Genomic DNA, 21,527 nt, shown 5'->3' on the forward strand with positions numbered 1-21,527 from the left:
AAAAAGAAAATTATGGAATACAAAACACCGGGGGTTTACATCAAGGAAATTCCTAAACTCCCACCATCAATAGCTCAGGTGGAAACCGCCATTCCGGCTTTTATTGGTTATACCGAGAAAGCCATCGATGACAGAGGAAACACTTTATTAAAAGAGCCAAAACGTATAACCTCTTTACTGGAGTATGAACGTTTTTTCGGTATGCCTTTTAGTGAGACTGGTTTAGTGGTCAATATAACAGGGGATGCAAATAACCCAACTTCAGTTCTTGCCAGGATTCTGGACAGGTCCAACTTCAATATGCATTATGCCCTCCAAATGTATTTTGCAAATGGTGGTGGTCCCTGCTGGATAGTTTCGGTAGGAGATTACACAAATCCTCAACTCGTTTTCAGTGACCTCGAAGAAGGATTAGATTCTACTGAAAAAGTTGATGAAATCACTTTATATGCCTATCCAGATTCCCAGGGAATGGATAACGCAGATGATTTTTATAATCTCTTTGGGGCTACAATGAATATGTGTGTAAAACTAAAAGATCGTTTTGCCGTGATGGATATCTGGGAGGAACCTGGTGAAACCGATTTTCTCAGTAACATTGAATTAATGAGGGATAAAACATCTCCTGAAGAGTCCATCATAAAATATGGAGCCACTTATTTCCCGAACCTGGAAACCATTCTGGATTACTACTACGGAGGAGAAGGAAGTGGAGATGCCAATGTTACCATAGATCATCAGGGAGGCGATGGTTCTCTTAGCGGGACACTCTCCAATTTAAAGTCATTAAATAATGCACTTTACTTTCATGCTCAACAGGCCATCCGGAACTTTCCCCTGGAAATGCCACCAACTCCAGGAGTTCTGGGAGTTTATGCCCGGGTTGATGAATCACGAGGAGTCTGGAAAGCTCCGGCCAATGTGAATTTAGATTATGTAATAAGGCCGGTTATAAAAATTACTGATGAGCAGCAGGAAAATCTCAATGTAGATGTGAATGCCGGGAAATCTGTTAATGTGATCCGGTCTTTTGTAGGCAGGGGCAATTCTCTCATTTGGGGAGCGAGGACTCTTGCCGGGAACAGTAACGAATGGCGATATGTGCCGGTTAGGCGTTTTTTTAATATGGTAGAAGAATCGGTAAAAAAGGCAACTATTCAATTCGTTTTTGAGCCTAACGACCGCAATACCTGGACACGGGTAAAGGCCATGATAGATAATTTTCTGATTCAGCAATGGAGGGCGGGAGCCCTAATGGGAACTACTCCAGAGCAAGCCTTTTATGTTAAAATCGGCCTGAATGAGACTATGGATGAAGTAGATATCTGGGAAGGAAGAATGATCGTTGAAATAGGAATGGCTGTAGTAAGGCCTGCCGAATTCATCATCTTGAAATTCAGTCATAAAATGTTGGCTGAATAAATTGGAGGCGATAATTAAAAAATAAGAAAATGGCAAATATAAAAACCAATGATAATAAGGCAGCGCAAAGTCCTGAGACGGTTATTTGTGAAAGTCTTCAGGTTATAAGAAACGAGAAAGAGAACGCATCGAGTTCGGCCACTGCCTCTGGTACACAACAAAAAGCCAAAGAAACAGTACGAGCTTATAAGATTTGCTGCCTGGATAAAGCAAAGCAATCAAATCAGTTCTATAATGATATCTATACATGTATTACCCTGGGTAATTACAAAAAGGCTAACATCGTTCAAAAGAATGTAGACGATTATATAAAAAAGGATAGTGACATAGAAAAACTGATCAAGGAATCTTCAGCCCAGATAAACGAGTTACGGATTAAAATAGAAGAAGCACATAATGAAGCCTGTGCGATGTCTAATTGTGTGAAAAACAAACTCTTCCCAAAAAAAGGAAAATCCTACAAAGGAGATGGTAAGAACAAGATTGAAGAATCTCTGAAGGAAATTATGGAGAAAACCAAAAAGCTGGACGAAAAAGGCCAGAATGCTTTTGATTCCATTGTCACCCTTGCCGGGATCCAAACTTTTACCAATACAGAGGGACTCAAGCCATTTGTAACTGCTTTTATAGATAAGATAAAAATCTTCAAAGAGTGTATAGATGCTAACATTAAATCAACTGCAGAAGAAGTAACCACGCTTCGAACCGATCTGAATATCGTAGTAGAAGAACTAGCACAGGTTATGTGTGATCAACAGGTTCAAAACAATACTGCTGCGGCAATGGACTATTTAATCCGTTTTATTTGTGAAAGTGAGTGTGACGGGGAATGCCTCGATTTGTGTAAAGAGATCAAAAACTGTTTTGAAGATGACAGGGAAGCGAAAAGATATCCCGATCGGGGAAGTAGAAGGCAAACGGCTGATCAGAATTAACAGGCCTCTTTAATTTAAAAAGATAATTATGACAACATTTATGATCAATAGGGCCTGTTGCGAAAACGGAACAGGCGATGATAATCAATCCAAGGATTGTCTGGATAAGTGGAAAATTGAACTGGTACAGGTTTGTAACCAGTATAATGAAATGGTCGCCGAGACTAATAGCTATCACGATGCCTATATCAATTCCTTTAACTGGGAAGCGAAATTAAAAAAATGGCTTGATCTGGTAGAAAGTACCGATTTAAAAGCCGGGGATGTGGTGACTACTTTACAGTTTTTTATAGATCAGATAAGTATTCTTTGTGAAAATTCACAGTGTACAGTGGAAGCACTGGAAAAGATAACCTGCCTTATCAAGCGGATTTTTGACTCTTTCTTCACTTATGAGGAAAATCAGCCAGGACTAAAGGATAGGATTACTGCCTTTAAAAAAGAAGTAGAATGTTCTAATGCAAGTGATGAAGATAAGGCTGATGTTATAAAATGTATCGAAGCTTATGAAGCAAAGATCATTCTGGTATGTGAATTACAAAACGCACTATTGAAGAAATTATTGGAAACACTTAAGTATGCGGTACAACTGGACCATTTTTTCTGTGATGAAGACAGCGGATTGAAGAAAAAGATATTAGCAATAATTGAAGATTTTGAAGAAGGACTTCCGGAAGAAGAACAATGTAGCTCTGGAGATCACCGGGACGATGAAACTATCGAATCTTCTGAATTTCCCTGTAATCCAAACAAAGTTAAGCCAAAACCTAAATTCAGAATAGGAGAAGAGAATACCTATTATGTAGAACTGGAAGACGCTTATGATGCGGCTATCGAAAAGACAAAATCTTTAAAACAAAAATGGATGGAATACAAGAAGAAAAGCGATAAGAAGCTTTCTCATAAAACCAGTCTTACCGAAGCAATAAGGGCGGCAGAAGCTGCAGAGAGCGGGAAATAAATAAAAATCGAATCTTAAAAATAATAACATGGCAGCAATAGGAGATTATCCAGTACCCAAGTTTCATTTTAGGGTGGAATGGGGAACCGATTTCAGGATTGGGTTTACCGAAGTAAGTGGACTTGATTTTGAAACAGAAGTTATTGAATACAGGGAAGGTAATAGTAAAAAGTATAATAAAACCAAACAGCCGGGTCTTACCAAATTCAGCAATATAACGCTGAAAAGAGGGACTTTTCAGGGCGATTTCGATTTGTTTAAAGAATGGCAGAAAACCTATTATTTCCAGGAAGGGAATGATACAGGTTCAAAATACAGGCGTGCAGTTTCAATTAAACTTTTAGATGAAAATCATGAGCCTATAATTACCTGGGTACTTGAAAATGCCTGGCCAAGTAAAGTTCAGTCTACAGATCTTAAGGCAGATGCCAATGAAGTTGCTATTGAAACCATGGAACTGGTGCACGAAGGTTTAACCATCTTGGAAGCAAAATAAAAACTATTAGCATATGGCCTCCGACTATCAAATAGTAGGTTTTCATTTTAGGGTAAAATTCCTGAACCTTCCCGAGGAAAAAGAAGCGGATATCAGGTTCCAATCGGTAACCGGGCTGGATGTACAGTTAGAAAAAGAGAATATAAAGGAGGGTGGAGAGAACAGGTTTGAGCATGGCGTGGTTACCAGGAGTAAATACACCACTCTTACCTTAAAACGTGGCATTTTGTCGCCGGAAGATTCCGGTCTTACCAAATGGTTCCAGCAGGCATTTCAGAATTTGGTAGTTGTGCCTGTGACCAAAGTAAATGTTGAGTTACTCAATGAAAAACATGATGTGCTCATGCAGTGGGAACTTTCCCATGTTTGGCCGCTAAGCTGGAAAGTTACGGAACTTAATGCTGAACGTGGTGAAGTACTTATAGAAACCCTTGAACTGAATTACAATTATTTCAAGCTCGTTGCAGTAGCTTAAAATTAAATCTGAATTATTATGCCTATAGAAATCAGGGAACTAGTTATAAAGGCTTCGGTTGACAATAAAAATATTCAATCTGGAGGCAATGCCGCTGCAGGGAATTCCGAAGCGATCATTAATGAGGTTTTGGAAAGGGTATTTCGAATAATGGAACAAAAATCTGAGCGATAATGGAAGATTCCGGCAAATTGATAAAAGTCTTAATACATGCTTATGACGATGAGGAATTCAAGCAAAAATCGAAGCTTAATCCCAATCCCATATCCCTGCCCGTAAATCCCGAAAGTTTCACCCAGAATTTTAAGGTTGAACTCAACCAGCAGCAGGGTCAGGGGAACCAGGGCACCAATCCCGATTATAAGGGAACAAAGCCCGAAGAATTAAAACTCGATTTTGTCTTTGACGGTACCCAGATTATTGAAGGCTATAAATACAACGGAGACGATCCTTCAGTAAAGGCACAGATAGACATCTTGATGAAGACGGTATATAATATGGAAGGAGAAATTCATCGACCTCATTTTCTTCAGGTACAATGGGGAAAGTTTGTGTTTCCGTGTATCCTGTCAAATCTTGATCTCAACTATACTCTTTTTAAACCAAATGGTGATCCGCTCAGGGTAAAAGCCAGTACTACTTTTCTCAATTATGTTGCCCAGAAAGAACGTGTGGCAAGAGAACGGAAAAAATCGCCCGATCTCACCCATGTGAGACTGGTTAAAGCCGGAGATCGATTGGATTTAATGGCTTATAAAATTTACAAAGATTCCAATTATGTGCTACAGGTTGCCAAAGCGAATGCTTTGAGCAGTTTCCGGCAAATAAAACCTGGAACTGAACTGGTTTTTCCGCCGGTAGATAAAACAAGTGAGGTATGAAGGAAAGAGAAATTCCAGTAGAAGCTACTTATAACGTAGCCACTTTCGACATTGTTATAGATGGGCAGGTAATAGATCCGGGCTATCAGGTAATGTCCATCTCCATTGTGAAAGAAGTAAACAAAATTCCAACCGCTAAAATAATCTTTAAAGATGGAGATACTTCCGAAGAGACTTTCAGTATTAGCGAAAAGGAAAATTTCATTCCCGGGAAGAAGATCAATATCAAAATTGGAAGGGACAGCGAGAACACACAATTGTTCAAAGGAATTATTGTAAAGCATAGCATACGTGCAAAAGAAAGCGGCGAGACAGAACTTATTCTAGATAGTAAGGACGAGGCAGTACGAATGACAGTGGGCCGCCACAGTAGGTATTTTGAGAATATAAAAGACAGTGAAGTAATTGAAGAATTAATTAATAAATATCACGGTTTAACCTCAGATGTAGAAGCTACTGCGCATAATCATGATGAGATGGTTCAGAGTCATTGCACCGATTGGGATTTTTTAATGATGCGGGCAGAAAACAGTGGAAAACTGGTAGTGGTAAATGATGGAAAAGTTGATGTTAAGGCACCGGCAACAAATGTAGAGCCTGCCCTTGCGGTCCTATTTGGTTCTACATTGATAGATTTTGAAGCCGAAATGGATGCCAGTAGCCAATGGGCTTCGGTGGAAGCCAAATCCTGGGATTATTCCGGACAGAGCATGTTTGAAAGTGTTACCGATAGTACCGATATAAGTGAACCTGGAAATATTTCTGGAGCTGAACTTTCCGCGGCTATTGGTCCGGAAAAATATGAGTTAAGGCATACAGGACAGGCTATTGGAGAAGAACTCCAGGAATGGACCAAATCTATTCTTCAAAGAAGCAGGCTTTCAAAAATAAAAGGAAGAGCAAAATTTACAGGTTTCGGAGAATTAAAACCCGGGCAGATGATCGATCTGCAGGGAATAGGAGCCCGGTTTACCGGGAAAGCATATGTTTCGGCGGTAAGGCAGGATGTTTATAACGGTTCCTGGTATACTCAGGCACAATTTGGATTAAATGCGGAATGTTTTGCAAGGGAATATAAAGATATAAATGAATTAGGTGCTGGAGGACTTCTTCCGGTAATTAAAGGTTTGCAAATTGGAAAAGTAGTGCAATTAGAAAATGATCCCGAAGGGGAAAACCGCATTTTAGTACGCCTACCCGTAATTGATAATTCAGCGCCTGGAATTTGGGCCAGGATTGCCACCCTGGATGCTGGGCAAAATCGCGGATCATTCTTCCTTCCCGAAATTGATGATGAGGTGATCGTAGGATTTTTAAATGATGATCCCAGGGATGCCGTAATGTTGGGAATGTTGAACAGCAGCGCGAAGCCTGCTCCAATTAGTGCAGAGGATGAAAATAATGAAAAGGCATTTGTAACACGTTCGGGAATGAGGGTTCATTTTAATGATGATACCAAAACAATTACTATAGATACTCCGGCTGGTAACAGTATTAAGCTCGATGAAGACAGTACCTCTATTAACATTGAAGATCAAAATGGGAATAGTACGAAAATGGATACTTCAGGAATAGAAATGAAAAGTGCTACAAATATTAAAATTGAGGCATCTGGTACTATTGATATAAAAGCAGGGACAGCTATGACGCTAGCCGCGGCTCAAATGGGAATCTCTGCGCAATCTGCTATGGAAGTAAAAGGGGCCACGGCCAAATTATCTTCAGATGGAATTACAGAAATTAAAGGATCTATTGTGAACATAAACTAGAATATTATGCCAGCAGCAGCAAGACTGACCGATATGCACACCTGCCCATTGTTCAACGGGCCTTCACCACACGTAGGTGGTCCCATTACCGGCCCAGGAATACCTACGGTACTTATTGGAGGGATGCCGGCCGCTGTTACAGGTGACATATGTGTTTGTGCCGGACCTCCCGATAGCATCGTGAAAGGTTCTTCTACTGTATTTATTGGAGGCAGACCAGCAGCAAGAATGGGAGATCTTACAGCTCATGGGGGAGTAATAGTACAGGGATTCCCAATGGTAATGATCGGGGGCTAAGCTTTGATCTTTAAAACTTTAACAGAAATGGAACGTGATAAAGCATATTTAGGAACCGGTTGGTCTTTTCCACCAGCTTTTGATAAAATCAGTAAAACAGTAAGGCTGGTCAGTGCCGAAAATGATATTGCAGAAAGTCTCGAAATACTGCTTTCCACAAGTCTTGGTGAACGGGTAATGCAGCCTGAATATGGTTGCAACCTAAAAGATTATCAATTTGAAAGTATAGATAATTCTTTTCTGGGGTTTATCAAAGATCTCGTGGAACGGGCCATTTTATATTATGAACCCAGGATCCGGTTAGAGAGGGTAGAGGTAACAGAGGCCGACTCTTTTGAATTGTTTGAAGGCCTGGTGAAGATCGATGTTACTTACCAGATAGAAAGTTCAAATACTCGCTTTAACTATGTATATGATTTTTATCTGAGGGAAGCAGACCGTCAAAATAGATAAGGAAGATGATCAAACCAACGAACATAGCGCATCCACTAAAGAATCGTAGCGGTAGCAGTCAGGGAAATCGGAATCCTGAAGCTCTTTCGCCCGGCTATGCTCCTGTTGATGATAAAAGCCTGGGAGACCGTTTATATTTAATTTCTAAGTATGCCAGTCTCATTAATTATGATGAAGTTCAGGAAGACCCTGAGAATAAGGAATATCAGCAAGCAGATAACTGGACTGATTTCTTTAAAAACAGTCTGCCATTTCAGCTAGCAAATTTCAGCAAAATTTCCACCGAAGATCTGGAGAGTAGATTTTCGGTATTGCTTCAGGCCCTGAAAGAAAATCCTTCAAAATTAACTCTGGAGGCACTTTTGAACTTCATTTATAATGAAATTATTCTTCCTACAGCTACCCTTTATTCTGAGGTGATCAAATCTGGAAATAGCTTTATTACTTCCATCTTAAGTATTATTAAATCATCATTTCAGGAACCCTTACGGCGTTTTATAAGTTTATATAATGCTGCCACTACATTTTTATGTATTACCAGGAAAAATTTTGACCCTTTTCTAAAAGAGCCCTGGGCCCTTAGTGTTTCAGAAATTTACGCTTTAAACCCCTGTATTCAGCAGGTGAAAAAAGGAAAAACGGCAGGATATCTTCTTGCCGGAGAAATAGCGTTTGAAATTTTTGAGCAATTCGTTTCGGGACTTGGGGAGATTATAGAGGCTGCGCCAGTGTATATTCAGGAAAGCCTTCATCCTTTAAAAGCTTCCTTACAAGAAAAGCATGAACCTCATTTAGCTTTATTATTTACGTTCCTGGAAATTTTTAAGCATCTCCAGGGGAATATAAACGAACTGGGTAAAAAACACCTGGATTTCTTTTATAAAAATGTGCTGCAGTTAACTGCAAAGGATGCAGTGGCAGATAAAGCTCATATAATTTTTGAAATAGCGAAACATCTTGAGAATGGTTATTTGCTGCCGAAGGATCTGCTGCTAAGAGATGGAAAAGATGTTAACAAGCAAGACATTCAGTTTGGCCTGGATCAGGAACTTATTCTTGATAAGGCTAAAATCAGCCAACTTCGAAGTCTTTCACTCTACCCGGTTAAGAACAATGATAACGACAAGTTTATTGAAGGGGTATACATTGCTCCTGTGGCAAATTCATTAGATGGGAAAGGAGAAAAAATTAAGGATGCTCTAAACTGGTCAACGCTGGGTGACAAATTCAGCAAAAAAATTATTGAGGGAAAAGAACAACCGGAAGCAAATCCAAAGGCGCGGTTGGGTTTTGTACTCTCATCTCCGGTTTTATTGCTTGAGGAAGGTAAAAGGGATTTGACTATTACTCTCAACTGTAACCTATCTGAAAAATTAGATGGCCTAAGTCCTATAGAGAAAGAAGCTCTTATAGATCATATTGAGCAAAAACTCAGCCTGGCGGGTAGTGAAAACATTTATCTATTAAGTGATTTTTTTATTGAGGAATGCAATAAAAACCTGGCTGAAGAAAACAAATTATCACTAGTTGCGAAGCAGTATATCAGCAAATTATTAATAACACAGAATCTTTTCGAGGTTAAAAAGGAGAAGCTTGATATTTTCTTAGAGGCTAAAGATCAAGTTAGCTGTGAACCAGTTTTTACTGCTAATGATAAAAACAAAATCACCAATTGTCTTAATTCCATTGGTTTTGCTTCTAAGACCGTTGAACAGCCCTTATTCCGGTTTTATTTTAGTGGAGAAAAAGAATGGATTCAACCTGCTTCCACACTCACCATAAAGAAAAAACCATTGGCCGGTGGAGCTGATTTTCAATTCAAATTTGATATAACCCTAGATCCGGAAGATCCTCCGGTAGTTTTTTATAATGAAGAAAATTTAAAGGAAAAATTGGATCTGGTAGATAATTTTCCGCTTGTTAAAATAGAATTGAATGGGGATTTAAAAATTCTTTGTGATAATGACGATTCTAACGATGAAAAATGCTGCCTGAGAAAAGGACCAGACCCTGCCGCCGATTTTTATATTTCTCCTTATGAATTACTGCAGGATTTAATTGTGACCGATGCTAAAATTGATGTCACCGTTTGCGGGGTGAAAAACCTGATTGTCCAGAATGATGAAAATCTTCAGGACGTAAATAAACCCATAATGCCTTTTGGCCCAAGGCCTAAAGTTGGGCAAAATTGGGACGTAGATAAAGGAGCTAATTTTTACATAGGTAGTAAAGAAGTTTTCTGTAAGAACTGGCAAAGATTCTGGATAAATACTACCTGGAAGGACAAACCCGGAAATTTACATGATCATTACCGCTACTATAGAGGCGATAATTTTGAGAACAATGATATCGCGATCACAGACCTGAGTTTTCGTTTCCTATCAAGTTTTTTAAACAACGGAAACTGGGTAAAAGATGAGTATAATGTTAATGAACCACCTGCGCCGAATCTGGTTGATGCTGGAGGGATCGACAATCACTGGGACGATGATTATTCTTCAGAATATTTTGCAGATGAAACGCTTTTATTGCACGACTTATTTCCTCTATTTGAAAATTCTAAAGAATTTACAGATGCCGAAATAGATGCAGGTGAAGAGGAAGATCCAAATCCCTGCATAGGTTTAAGACCGGGCGATACTTATTCCCATAAATTAAAAGAAGAGTTTTTCACTGATTACGAATACAGGCCAAAATCTATGCCTGAAGAAGATCTGGAACCATTGTCCATAAAAAGCCGAAAGGGTTTTTTAAGACTCACCCTCGCCGGTATAAGTTTTCAGCATGACAGGTATCCTTATGTACTTGCCAGACAAATGATGGCGCTTGCCAATTTATTAGATCCAGAGTCGATTGAATTGGTTAAGAATGATCTGGAATTACTCAAAAAGCTTAGCAATGAGGCGAAAAATAAAATGGCTTCAATTATTTCTGAAATTAATAATGTGATAGGTCACGTTGATTCGCTCAATGATACCCGCATACCAGGTATTTTATCACTTGCCATTACTATAGAAGGCCACCTTGATTTTATTAACACTAATTACGATGCTAACCCTCTGGCTTCAAAATCTCGGGTCACACAGGCTTTAACAGATATTGGAAATCTTATAGATGAAATTGGAAATTCAGGTAATTTTTCAACTATACTAGGACAGTTAGACCATGCTAAAGGCGATCTTGATCAAATTAACGATTTCATAAAAGATAATCCAGCGGGAGATTCCAATGGTATTTCAGATGATAATATCAATAATAATTTAGATTCCTACGGCCTCGAGATCATTCTGGTTGATATGGAGCGAAGAATTATCAGGGTAGCTAATACCCTGGATGTGGACAATGTGGGAGGGACGCCTAACGAACCTTTTACACCGTTAATTAAGTCACTTTCTATAGATTATAAGGCCGTTGCTAATATTGATGATATGGAGCTCCTTCATCTGTATCCTTATGAAATTACTTCAAAGCATGAAAATATTGAAGAAAATCCTACGCTGCTTCCATATTTTGAAGATGAAGGAACCTTATTTATTGGCCTGGAAGAGGTGACAGCAGGCGGAAATCTTTCTTTACTTTTCCAGCTGGCTGAAGCCACTGCCGATTCAGATCAGAATAGAGCAACTATCAACTGGTATTATCTAAATAATAATAGCTGGAGGCCACTGCTTCCAGATTTTGACATTATTTCTGATGCCACAGATGGACTTACCGTTTCAGGCATCATAAACATAGCTCTGCCTGAGGATATTAATAAGAAAGGTCATACCATAATGCCAGACGATCTTTATTGGCTTAAAGTGTCTGCCCCTTCAAATGTAAAGGCGATAGCTGAAACTATTGGTATTCATACTCAGGCGGCACTTACTTCTGCACGATTCAGTGAATTAAGTGATAAACAGCGGCTGGATAATCCATTACCTGCTGGAAGTATTTCCAAGACGGTTAATAGTGATTTCAATTTGAAAAAAGTTTCGCAATTGTATGATTCTTTTGGAGGCAGACAACCCGAAGTATCTGGTCATTTCTATGTGAGGGTCAGTGAACAGCTGAAGCATAAAAACAGGGGAATAATGATTCAGGATTATGAAAAAATAATCTTGGAAGCATTTCCTGAGATCTATAAGGTAAAATGTATTTCCCACAGTATGGGTTTATCGGCAAAAAAATACCGCAGGGATCTGGAAATAGCACCTGGGTATGTCATTATTGCGGTAATTCCAGATTTAGAAAAATTAAAACCAGGGAATCTCATGAATCCCAAGGTGCCAGTTAGCCTTCTAGAAAAAATAGGTGATCATATTCGTAAAAAGGTTTCAGCATTTGCTCGCCTTAAGGTGATGAATCCGAGGTATGAACCAATCGATGTAAATATTGAGGTGCGATTGTACCGGGGAAAATCGGGTAATTTTTATGCTAAGAAATTAAAAGAGGAAATCTCTCAATTTCTGGCACCCTGGTTTCTGGGTGATTCCGAAAAACTTGCTTTTGGACAGGAGATTAATTTTTCAGATCTGGTGGGCTTTGTAGAACAACGCGACTATGTAGATTTTATAAAGAATACTAAATTAATGGGTAAATGTGACCAGAAGCGGGGAGTTATCCAACCGCTAACAGCGAGATCGATATTAACGGGCGGTAGGATATGCATAATTATAAATGAAGAAGAATGCGAGAAAGCAGCATACAGGAATGAAATAATTATTTCCTGATATAAAGAATTAATTAGTGGTCATGGCAGGAATCTTTGACGAAAATATCGCAAAAGTCATTAAACAGAAGGATCCGGAATTTCCGGACTATCTCAATTTTGACCTGCTTAAAAAAGAAGGTCTTGAACATATAGGTAAGCTCTCAGGTAAGATATGGACCGATCATAATGTACACGACCCGGGAATTACGATCCTGGAAGTCCTTATCTATGCCCTGATGGATCTTGGCTACAAAACCAACCTCCCTTTTCAGAATTTAATAAGCTCCAAAGACTCCCTTCAGGAAGAGGATAATTTTTTAACTCCGCTGAAGATTTTAAGTGTTAATCCCGTTACTATTCTGGATTATAGGAAATTACTTCTAGAATGTCCCGGGGTGCGAAATGCCTGGATAGAACCCGCTACCCAGGAAATTAGTCTGTCAGTAATTCAAAGGAAAAATATATTATCATGCGCACCTAATGCAGAGAACCGAGTCCAGGATTGTAAAGGAGATCTTATTGAGGATACTATAGAACTAAATGGTTTATATAAAATTTTTATAGAGAAAGAAACCGGGGTTGAGGATGATAATGATTTAAAGGAAAAGGCAAGAGAATTATGGTCTGGTTACCGGAGTTTATGTGAAGACCTGATTGATGTTACCATTCTTGAACCGTTAGAAATTGGGGTATGCGCAAATGTTGAAATAAAAGCAGGCTTCGAACCATCGAAGGTCTATAAGTCCATATTGATCGCTATAAAAGAGTTTATCCAGCCAAAGGTAAAATATTATACTCTACAGGAATTGCTGGATAAAGGTAAAGATATGGACGAAATTTTTGCCGGTCGTCCTTATCTTGAATATAGCTTTGGTTTTGTAGATACCGAAGAATTTGAGGCTTTAGAAAGACGTTCAGCTATTTATATTTCTGATCTCTATAGTGTGATCTTGAAAATTGAGGGAGTCCGAAAGATCAGGTCTGTTAAAATAAAAGGTGGAACAGATATTAATGATCCTTCCTGTTATTGGATAGAAGCTAATAAAATAGAAGAAACGCAGATTCCTATTTTTTCTATGGTAAAGACCTGTATTGATCTTTATAGTGCCAGCGGACTTTTAAGTATCGAAAAAAATAGAATCCAGGCCACGCTTCCATTTTTCAAAAAATTCAGCATGTCGGAAGATAAACTGGATGCTGCAGTACCTTCAGGTAAATTTTATGGAGATCTGGCCAGTTATTATTCTATTCAAAATGATTTTCCAGTAGTTTATGGAATAGGAGAAGATGGTTTGCCTGAAAACGTTTCTGTCGACAGAAAAACAAAGGCTCTTCAACTCAAGGGGTATCTGCTTTTTTATGACCAGTTGCTGGCCAACTACACCGCACAATTATCTAATATCAGGTCTCTTTTTTCATTAAAACCTGAAGCTGATCGAACTGCAGAGGAGAAGCAGACATATTATGCTCAACTTCCGGAGAACGTACCGGGAATTGAAAAACTGCTTAAATTCTATCAGAAAAGTGAAGATACGATTCCGGTAACGGAAATGGCCCTGCCCGTAGCTAAGGATGAAAACTGGGAAAAATCGAAAGAGGAATTGGAGAGCAATGCACGGGCGGTGCTTAACATTAGCAATTCCTGCGGCCCTAAGGATGAAATGCTAGAATTGTTCACTTTTTCGTCTGCCACTTTAAGAGAAACCTATATTGATCAGCTTACAGATAGTTTTAATAATGAAGAATACGAGGTGGAGGTACTCAAGGACAAGCATGGATATTTCTTAGTATTACATCCTTACCTGCTTAATGATATTATCCTGGTAGGCCTAAAAAGATTTAAGGAATACAGTCTCGCCGCAAATGAAGGTAGAAATGTGGCATTTCTGGCATCTATTGCTACTAATTATAGCCTGGTAAGTGATAAATCAGATAATCTGGACCCAGATAAACATTATTTGAGCTTAAAATATCATCCGGTCTCTTATCTCGATTTCATTCAGGAAATAGTAGAAAACAGAGGGGAGTATAGCCGTCGAAGGCAAAGCATGCTGGATCATCTTCTGGCACGTTTCGGGGAAAGCTTTACAGATTATACCCTCTTAAAATATCGGCAGAAAATCGCTCCTGAGGAACTGAAGGAAAATACCATCCGGGATGGGTCGGTTTTTCTTAGCGATTTTGCAGATATAAGTCGGAATCGAGGAAAAGCATTTGACTATTTAAAACCCTCCTGGAAGACTTCAAACGTTTCAGGATTTGAAAAGCGAATCTCTCTACTTTCCGGAATAAAAAATTATGACCGTCGAAATTTGTGTAATATCGAAGTTACTCCTTGTTACCAGCTTCAACTAAAAGATGAAAACGGGGAAATCTTGTTAAAGGCTGCCAGAAGTTATGCTAGCGAAGAAGCCTATACATTTTCCGCAGGCAAAATACTTGATTATTTAAGAAATCCGTCAGCGTACCAGGATCTAAAAAGAAAAGTAAGTGATTTCAATACGAAGAAGGTAGAAAGCCTTTTTTCAGAATATGCTGCGGAAAAAAATATCATCATTTCAAAATACCGTTATGAACAACAGTTGTTAGATGATAATAGAGAGGTGGTTGTTAAAGGCAAGAATACGAGGCTTAATTCGGTTGAAGCTGCCCGGGAAAAGAAAGATGATTTTATTGAAAATATCAACGAGCAAAAGCGAATAGAAGAAAAAGATTTTAAGTTACTTCCTCTAGATAGTAAAGATTTATATTTCGACGCCGCGCCATTTGAAGTGGAGATCACAAAACATCCTTACTGGAAATGGCAATTTACTGCTGCAGATTCTGATGAAAATCTTTCCAGCGAAAATACCTTTCCAACCGAAGAAGAAGCCTGGCAGGATGTTATTAAAAATGTAGAATTAGCCCCCTACGTTACCAGAAAAAGGGACGCAGTTTCATGGAAGGTGGTAATAAATGAAGTGGTTACACTAGAAGCTGAAAAGCTTCACCATGAAACATCTTCAGTAGAAAATTTATGGGAGATCATAAAAGAGGCGGGGCAAAACCCTGACAACTATTCCTATGAAGAACTGAATGAAAACAGCTTTAGAATTTCACTGAATATTGAAAATGAGAGGGTGGCTGTTTCTCCAGAAAGTAATGCAAAAGTTTTTAATCCGGAGGCAACGATTAAAGTATGTACAAAAACCTTTAAGAAGGAAAATATTGAGCCCAAACTCACGAATGTCGCACATGCTTACAGTTTCAAAGTCCCGGGCCGGAATAGTTTTCCCGATCTTGAGAGTACCCATCTTTATTCTCATCAGAAAGAAGCCCTGGATGACATGCAGCAGCTTTATAAACTGGGAACTTCAAAAATGAATTATGAAGAATTTGGAGAAGAAGGACAAAAACTGGGCTTTAGGATAGTTTTAAATTCGGTTATTTCACTGGCAGAGCCAGCTGTTACTTACGAATCTGAAACTGATCGAAAACGCGCACTTAATGCAGCTTTAAGATTTTTTAAAAAAGAGGAGCCTCCGGTTTCGCTTAAAAAACAACCTAATAAATATACCTGGGCGCTGAAAGAAGAATATAAAGGTCTGTTGCATTCTGAAGAGGAATTTTCTTCCAATCCAAAAGCAAGGACCCATTTTGAAGAGACCCTTCTGGAAGAAGCCGGGACTGGTAATCCTGTTTTTAGTGACCATTTTTATCGTTTTGAAGTTGAAACAACGCCTTCCAGATTTAATTTTTTATACGGGAACCTTTCTGAAAATGGAGAATTTAAGCCATTGTTGATCAGTAATAATTCATTCGCGTCTGAAGAGAAAGCAAAAGAAGAATACGCCAGGTTTATCAAGCAGCTACCACAGTTGGAAATGAAATCGTCACAGGATGAAAATGACTTCGCATTTTATAAAGAATCTGCTGAAAAACCGGTAGCAATCCAATATCAAGATGACTCCTATAAAGCCTCTTCTGAAGAAGCAGAGACAATCCTGAAATATTTTAAAAGGATCTATGATCCGGAAGGCAGGCCTAAAGAAGCGTTTATTTCCGAAGAAATGCGGGTAAACCGTGAGCAGTTATATGAATGGAAATTTTATAAAAAAAATGATCCTCTTGCGGTAAATCCTTATCGATGTTCTGAAAGAGAGAATGCGGAAAATATTAAAAAGAAGATTTGTGATTTGATTCCTCCTATAGATTTGGATCAATGTCCTCCAAAAGAGCGGGTGGTGTGTCCAGGAAAAGATCCAAATAAATATCATTACCAACTATGTTTTCAAAATAAAAATGGACTAGAATTTTCGTTGATAAGTTTTCTTGGGTATGATACTCATGAAGAAGCGATTAAGGCCTGGGAAAAAGAATGGTATCAATTGCTGCTTTTATCTAAGAATTTAGATGAATATGGCATAGATGCTAAAATAAGTTTCGATGAAATCTATGAAAAGCCGGAAAATATTTCCTGTGATGACAGTTCTTATCTCGCAGTGATACCTTCCGAAACAAAGAAGAAGATCATAGAGGCAGGAGAAGATTTTGTTGATTTTTATACCCGTATGGCTCACCTGTTCCCAATTTTTGAAGTAGAAGAAGAGGCTAAGAAAACTTATAATTTCAAGGTTACTGTTGCTGAAGAAGGATTAGAGGTTGAAGGCTGTGAAGAAATGGAAGGGGATTATCCGAAAGACGATTTTGGCAGTCTAATATGGTTGGGTAACGAATCTTATTCCAGTTATACCGAAGCTATAAAAGCTTATAATCATTTTTACCTTCTGGCAGGAATTTCCCAAAACTGTAGAATACTTTGCGAAAATGGTAAATATTATGTTGGCCTGGTAGAGGTTCTGGTGGAAAGTTTTTGCCGTTATACTTCTGAAGTAGAGGCCTGGGACGACGCTTTTGCTTCGGTTAGTGACGACAATTTACCATATAGAAAAGATGCCTGTGGAGATTGCCTTCCCGGTGGTGTACGCAGTTTCCTGTATGCCAGCGATGATCCGAAGAACTTCATTCCGGTTTGTATAGATAACAAATGGACTTTCAAGGTTGTGGAACCTTCTTATTTTCTGGCCAGGCATACCTGTAGTTATAATTCCGAAGCCGAACGTGATCAGGCAATTTTGAAATGGGAAAAAGAACTTCAGAATCTTAACTGGGAAGATTATCTAAACTTCAAGGGATTAATAGATGAGGCGCCTGAGGTAATACCAAATCTAGATGTTAGCAGTGCTATAATTTTTGATGATCAGAATGAAAATAGCATGGATCGGATTTGTGATTTGGTATTTACGATCAGGAAATGTTTAGAAGATTGCAAGAAAGCACTTTTGCCTAAAGATGAACTATATCTGATCCTTCAGGAATGTCTGCGGGAAAAATATGAGGATGATAACTGGGTCCCGGGTTTTATGGAAAGGCTTGGAGATGAGATGGATGAACTTTTACGTTTTGTCACCTATTTCCCTGTAATTATAAGCGAAGACGAACGTTGTTACCGTCTTTACTGGCCAGATAATGATAAAGAAATTTCAGAAGACGGGTTACAACCCTGCGGCTGTGAAGAAAATCCGATTGTAAAAGAAGATCCCTGTAGTGCAAAGTATCCCTTTATGAGTAATAATTGCTATAGTTGTTGCGAGGCAGCGCTGGACGCTTTTAGGTATCTGGCGGAAATCTTTAAAAATAAACAGTATGCCATAGAGTGTATTCAGAATAGTGATGTTGGGCCTTATTCTTTTCAAATTGTAGATACTACTAAAGAGCTGGGTTTTCATCCGCAGCGTTATGAAAATTATCAGGATTTATTGGATGCCATAGATTTTACAAGGAACTGTACCGATAATATGGGCATGCATATTCTGGAACATATCCTGCTTCGACCAAAAAATCAGGAGGACTGCCGGGAATTCAGCGGTACTGCTAATGATAATGAAAGAGAAGATAATTGTCTTCTGCCCATTTGTCCTGATTATTGCTGCCCAATAGAATGGTATCCTGATATGGATAAAGATGACCCCTGTGCGGAAGATTCACCTGATGTTATACATTATCTGCCGGGCAGCGACCCCTATTCTTTTTGGGCAACACTCGCTCTTCCTTCCTGGTTAAAGGGCTTCAGAACTCCCGATGCCAGGACTGCCTTTGAGCAACTGCTTTATAAAGAAGTGCCGGCATTGGTGGGACTTAATGTCCTTTGGTTAAGTCCAAGGGATATGTGTCGCTTTGAAGATAAATTCAGAGTTTGGCTGGATTGGCTACAAAATCCTGATGCTCCCTGGTGTGATCCCGATGGAAAATATCCGAACTGTCGCATTACCGATTGTATTAAAGAACTGAAATCGGAACCAGTGTGCCCCACAATTCCGGGAGTAGGTGGTGATTGTAAGTGTGAAAATAATGAAGAAGGATATACTAATCCCTGTTGTTTACCTCCTGCACCCGAAGGCAGTATTTTCTGGGGATATTGTTCTCCTCAAGAGGAACCTATCCGTGATAATGAGGAAATTTTTCTTTCGACGGTTAGAGAAAGAAATTCTGCTTATCTGGAAAATATTGAAGAATTGGCTGACGATGAACTTAAAGAGACCAAAAGTTATGAGCGTGCGCTTTCCTTCTTAAATGAGAGTCCTACCATAAATGCTTATGCAAATCTGGTGAATTTCTTTAACAGGTATAGTCTATATGGGAACCCTAATGAGGATAAGTATATAGAACTGATACAAAATGCCACTATTCATCTGCTGGACAATTTGGTAAAGGAGCATAAAGAAGGAATTCCGAAGGAAGACCTGGCAACTCTCAAAGAAAGTATAAGTACTCTTTCTGAAAAAGGTATCCCAGAAAAGCAATTATCTAAAAACTGGAATTCTAAAGCTTTAAAATCCCCCGCTCATTCTAAACCCATAAAGGAAATCAACAAGATGTTAAAAGTATAAAATGTCTAATAATCATCTCATAGGAAAACAGGTTATTCAGGTTGAGGTCAATGCTGCGGAAGATACCTATGTTTTACAGCAAAAGTTGAGTGAGTTGGTTTGGAAGAATTTAGCTCCGGAATTAAGTGATCTGTTTGATCGTTATGCCGGAGAAGAACAAGTGCTTCAATTGGATAAAGTGGAGATTGACCTTGGCAAAATAAACCTGAAAGGATTAGATGATGATACTATTACCAGAGAAATACTTCAACTTCTGGAAGCAGAATTAAAACAGCATACAGTTGAAATTAATTCAAAAAACAATGAGAATTCACAAGGTTTTGCAAAACCGAAATTAGGACAATCTACAACCAATTATATGTTTCAGTTATGGCTGTTTTGGCTGGAAAGAGGAGTGTTGCCTGTTTATGCCCTAAAGCCTGAAAATAATTGGATATCCCAGGTTCTGGAAACTCTTGCCACAGAACATCGGGCAATTTCCCGCTTGAAGGAAACGCTACTGAAAAGCGAGAACGCCTTGCAGCGACTTATCCTTCAACATAGTGAGAAGGATCTAAAATCCATCGTAGAACTTTACACCGGTTTTTCACAAAATCAATTGCTTGTATTTAAAGAGGAATTACGAAAGTTTTTAAAGAAGGAATCAAAATCTCTTTCAGTTCTGAAAATCAATTTCAGGGAATTAGAGATAAAAAACTGGGAATTAGTTCTCAGGAAAGTGATCCTTCAGGCGAAAAAATCAAACAGCGAAGTTTTGCAACGAGCTATTCTTCAAGAATTGCCCGACAAGCTATTTCGGCAGCTAAAAGAAATTGCTGAAACCAAACCTGGAATGTATTCTTATATGAATGAAGCAATAGGAAGAATTTCAGAAAAAAATAAAGCTTCTCATTTAGACATTGGAGAAGAAAATATACTGGAGATAACCGCAGCTGGCTCCAATCAAATTCAGGCCGAATTTGATGAAATTAAAAGAACCCAATTTATTACAAATGCAGGATTAGTATTACTGCATCCTTTTTTAATCCGGCTTTTTCAAAAATTAGAATTTTTAGAAGAAAACAACTTTAAAAATTTTCATTGCCAAAGTAAAGCGGTTCTGCTTCTCCAGTTTTTGGCTACAGGGAACGATGTGATGCCCGAATACGAAATGCAGTTGCCAAAATTTCTTTGCGGTATGCCAGCCAAATTGCCTATATATCATCTTATAAGATTAAGTAGGACTGAAAAGGAAGAATCAAATCATTTATTAAAAGCAGTAATAGAGAACTGGGGTGCCTTGGGAACAACCTCTCCAGAAGGTCTTCAGGAAGGATTTTTAGTAAGAGACGGAAAATTAATGAAAAATGATTCCGGTTGGAAATTGATCGTCGAAGCTAAAACAATAGACATTTTGTTGGACAAGCTACCATGGGGCATTAGTATTATTAAACTTCCGTGGATGGAAGAACATTTAAAAATAGCATGGAGGTGAATTTCAGGTTTCGGATTATAGAAGGCTTAAAAATCATCTTATTGTTGTTTGATTAATTAAATCATGAGATTATGGAAAGTATTTTCGACAACCTTTATTTATATGAAATAGTACTTCTTTTCTTAGGCGCTTTTTTGTTTGCAATTTTATGTATAGGGCTGGTTTATTATATCATCAAAAATGAGGATATAAAGAAATTGCTCTATTTTTTTCCTATTGCCATTATCATGATTGCCTATCCCAGTATCAAAGAAATACAGGTTGGGAATAACAAAATTGCCATGAGGGAAAATGTTGAACGGCTTCTGAAAAATCCTGACAACGAGCAAGCCAGAAAAGAACTTGAAGATGTTACTGAAAAACTTGAAAAAAGAACCAGTAGTGTAAAAGATTTAAAAGCATGAGCGAAGCCAACTTATTATTAGGAAATTCTGAAAAGGCAATTGATCTGACAAACAAAGCAATAGTAAAGAAACAGGAAGATGCGAAAAACAGTAAAGTATTGGCAGGTAAGAAATCCGATACTGATTCAAGTGATACTAGCAATGGAGAAAGGGATGTTAGCCTAACAACATTGACGAATATTATAGAAGTTGCGGAAATACAGAGGGAAGTAAGAGAAAATCCTTCCGCTGTTAAGGATACTACAAAGTTAAAAATCCGTATAAAAAATACATCGTGGAATAATCCAGGAACAGGAGCTTATCTAAGCCGGCAGATCAGTACACAGAGTGACCAGTAA

15 protein-coding genes are annotated in these 21,527 nt (G+C 38.5%); all 15 read left to right on the plus strand.

Translation table 11 applies throughout. From position 1 onward, the window contains the following. Positions 1-12 precede the first annotated feature (12 nt). The 15 genes from RM541_RS11540 to RM541_RS11610 all read left to right on the plus strand — a co-directional run bounded on the left by RM541_RS11540 (position 13) and on the right by RM541_RS11610 (position 21,527). Positions 13-1,422, plus strand: a complete 1,410-nt coding sequence (locus RM541_RS11540) for a phage tail sheath family protein (protein WP_311500303.1) — start codon at positions 13-15, stop codon at positions 1,420-1,422. Between the two features lie 29 nt (positions 1,423-1,451). Continuing rightward, entirely contained in the window at positions 1,452-2,357 is a 906-nt protein-coding gene (locus RM541_RS11545; protein WP_311500304.1) for a hypothetical protein, read from the plus strand. Between the two features lie 28 nt (positions 2,358-2,385). After that, positions 2,386-3,318, plus strand: coding sequence for a hypothetical protein (locus RM541_RS11550; protein WP_311500305.1), 933 nt, complete (start codon positions 2,386-2,388; stop codon positions 3,316-3,318). Between the two features lie 28 nt (positions 3,319-3,346). Then, positions 3,347-3,814 (plus strand): phage tail protein, encoded by a 468-nt coding sequence (locus RM541_RS11555; protein WP_311500306.1) that lies wholly within the window; start codon positions 3,347-3,349, stop codon positions 3,812-3,814. A 13-nt stretch (positions 3,815-3,827) separates the two neighbouring features. Beyond that, positions 3,828-4,289: a phage tail protein gene (locus RM541_RS11560; RefSeq protein ID WP_311500307.1), complete on the plus strand. Its 462-nt coding sequence runs from the start codon at positions 3,828-3,830 to the stop codon at positions 4,287-4,289. Positions 4,290-4,307: 18 nt separating this feature from the next. After that, positions 4,308-4,463 carry a DUF5908 family protein gene (locus RM541_RS11565; protein ID WP_311500308.1) on the plus strand — a complete coding sequence of 52 codons (156 nt, stop codon included), beginning with the start codon at positions 4,308-4,310 and terminating at the stop codon, positions 4,461-4,463. After that, positions 4,463-5,170, plus strand: a complete 708-nt coding sequence (locus tag RM541_RS11570) for a CIS tube protein (RefSeq protein WP_311500309.1) — start codon at positions 4,463-4,465, stop codon at positions 5,168-5,170. Before RM541_RS11565 ends, RM541_RS11570 begins: the two co-directional genes overlap by 1 nt. Continuing rightward, positions 5,167-6,939, plus strand: coding sequence for a type VI secretion system tip protein VgrG (gene vgrG / locus RM541_RS11575; RefSeq protein WP_311500310.1), 1,773 nt, complete (start codon positions 5,167-5,169; stop codon positions 6,937-6,939). Before RM541_RS11570 ends, vgrG begins: the two co-directional genes overlap by 4 nt. 6 nt (positions 6,940-6,945) lie before the next feature. Then, the gene (locus tag RM541_RS11580; RefSeq protein ID WP_311500311.1) at positions 6,946-7,236 is read left to right on the plus strand and encodes a PAAR domain-containing protein; all 291 of its coding nucleotides are present in this window, start codon (positions 6,946-6,948) and stop codon (positions 7,234-7,236) included. Between the two features lie 27 nt (positions 7,237-7,263). Next, entirely contained in the window at positions 7,264-7,689 is a 426-nt protein-coding gene (locus tag RM541_RS11585) for a GPW/gp25 family protein (RefSeq protein WP_311500312.1), read from the plus strand. A gap of 5 nt (positions 7,690-7,694) precedes the next feature. Further along, complete coding sequence (locus RM541_RS11590; protein ID WP_311500313.1) at positions 7,695-12,401, plus strand: baseplate J/gp47 family protein; 4,707 nt, start codon at positions 7,695-7,697, stop codon at positions 12,399-12,401. A 22-nt stretch (positions 12,402-12,423) separates the two neighbouring features. After that, positions 12,424-19,311, plus strand: coding sequence for a hypothetical protein (locus tag RM541_RS11595; protein WP_311500314.1), 6,888 nt, complete (start codon positions 12,424-12,426; stop codon positions 19,309-19,311). Between the two features lies 1 nt (position 19,312). Further along, on the plus strand, positions 19,313-20,785 hold the full coding sequence (locus RM541_RS11600) for a contractile injection system tape measure protein (protein ID WP_311500315.1): 1,473 nt from the start codon (positions 19,313-19,315) through the stop codon (positions 20,783-20,785). Positions 20,786-20,856: 71 nt separating this feature from the next. Then, on the plus strand, positions 20,857-21,189 hold the full coding sequence (locus RM541_RS11605) for a hypothetical protein (RefSeq protein ID WP_311500316.1): 333 nt from the start codon (positions 20,857-20,859) through the stop codon (positions 21,187-21,189). After that, the gene (locus tag RM541_RS11610) at positions 21,186-21,527 is read left to right on the plus strand and encodes a hypothetical protein (RefSeq protein ID WP_311500317.1); all 342 of its coding nucleotides are present in this window, start codon (positions 21,186-21,188) and stop codon (positions 21,525-21,527) included. Before RM541_RS11605 ends, RM541_RS11610 begins: the two co-directional genes overlap by 4 nt.

It is taken from the genome of Autumnicola psychrophila (assembly GCF_031846645.1).
In the GTDB taxonomy this organism is placed as follows: Bacteria; Bacteroidota; Bacteroidia; order Flavobacteriales; family Flavobacteriaceae; genus Autumnicola; species Autumnicola psychrophila.

What these genes read in the sequence shown, in the direction of transcription:
- RM541_RS11570 (WP_311500309.1), top strand. Translation starts at nt 4,463, where the DNA reads ATGGAAGATTCCGGCAAATTGATAAAAGTCTTAATACATGCTTATGAC.
- RM541_RS11600 (WP_311500315.1), top strand. Translation starts at nt 19,313, where the DNA reads ATGTCTAATAATCATCTCATAGGAAAACAGGTTATTCAGGTTGAGGTC.
- RM541_RS11605 (WP_311500316.1), top strand. Translation starts at nt 20,857, where the DNA reads ATGGAAAGTATTTTCGACAACCTTTATTTATATGAAATAGTACTTCTT.
- RM541_RS11550 (WP_311500305.1), top strand. Translation starts at nt 2,386, where the DNA reads ATGACAACATTTATGATCAATAGGGCCTGTTGCGAAAACGGAACAGGC.
- RM541_RS11540 (WP_311500303.1), top strand. Translation starts at nt 13, where the DNA reads ATGGAATACAAAACACCGGGGGTTTACATCAAGGAAATTCCTAAACTC.
- RM541_RS11555 (WP_311500306.1), top strand. Translation starts at nt 3,347, where the DNA reads ATGGCAGCAATAGGAGATTATCCAGTACCCAAGTTTCATTTTAGGGTG.
- RM541_RS11565 (WP_311500308.1), top strand. Translation starts at nt 4,308, where the DNA reads ATGCCTATAGAAATCAGGGAACTAGTTATAAAGGCTTCGGTTGACAAT.
- RM541_RS11610 (WP_311500317.1), top strand. Translation starts at nt 21,186, where the DNA reads ATGAGCGAAGCCAACTTATTATTAGGAAATTCTGAAAAGGCAATTGAT.
- RM541_RS11545 (WP_311500304.1), top strand. Translation starts at nt 1,452, where the DNA reads ATGGCAAATATAAAAACCAATGATAATAAGGCAGCGCAAAGTCCTGAG.
- RM541_RS11585 (WP_311500312.1), top strand. Translation starts at nt 7,264, where the DNA reads ATGGAACGTGATAAAGCATATTTAGGAACCGGTTGGTCTTTTCCACCA.
- RM541_RS11580 (WP_311500311.1), top strand. Translation starts at nt 6,946, where the DNA reads ATGCCAGCAGCAGCAAGACTGACCGATATGCACACCTGCCCATTGTTC.
- RM541_RS11595 (WP_311500314.1), top strand. Translation starts at nt 12,424, where the DNA reads ATGGCAGGAATCTTTGACGAAAATATCGCAAAAGTCATTAAACAGAAG.
- vgrG (WP_311500310.1), top strand. Translation starts at nt 5,167, where the DNA reads ATGAAGGAAAGAGAAATTCCAGTAGAAGCTACTTATAACGTAGCCACT.
- RM541_RS11590 (WP_311500313.1), top strand. Translation starts at nt 7,695, where the DNA reads ATGATCAAACCAACGAACATAGCGCATCCACTAAAGAATCGTAGCGGT.
- RM541_RS11560 (WP_311500307.1), top strand. Translation starts at nt 3,828, where the DNA reads ATGGCCTCCGACTATCAAATAGTAGGTTTTCATTTTAGGGTAAAATTC.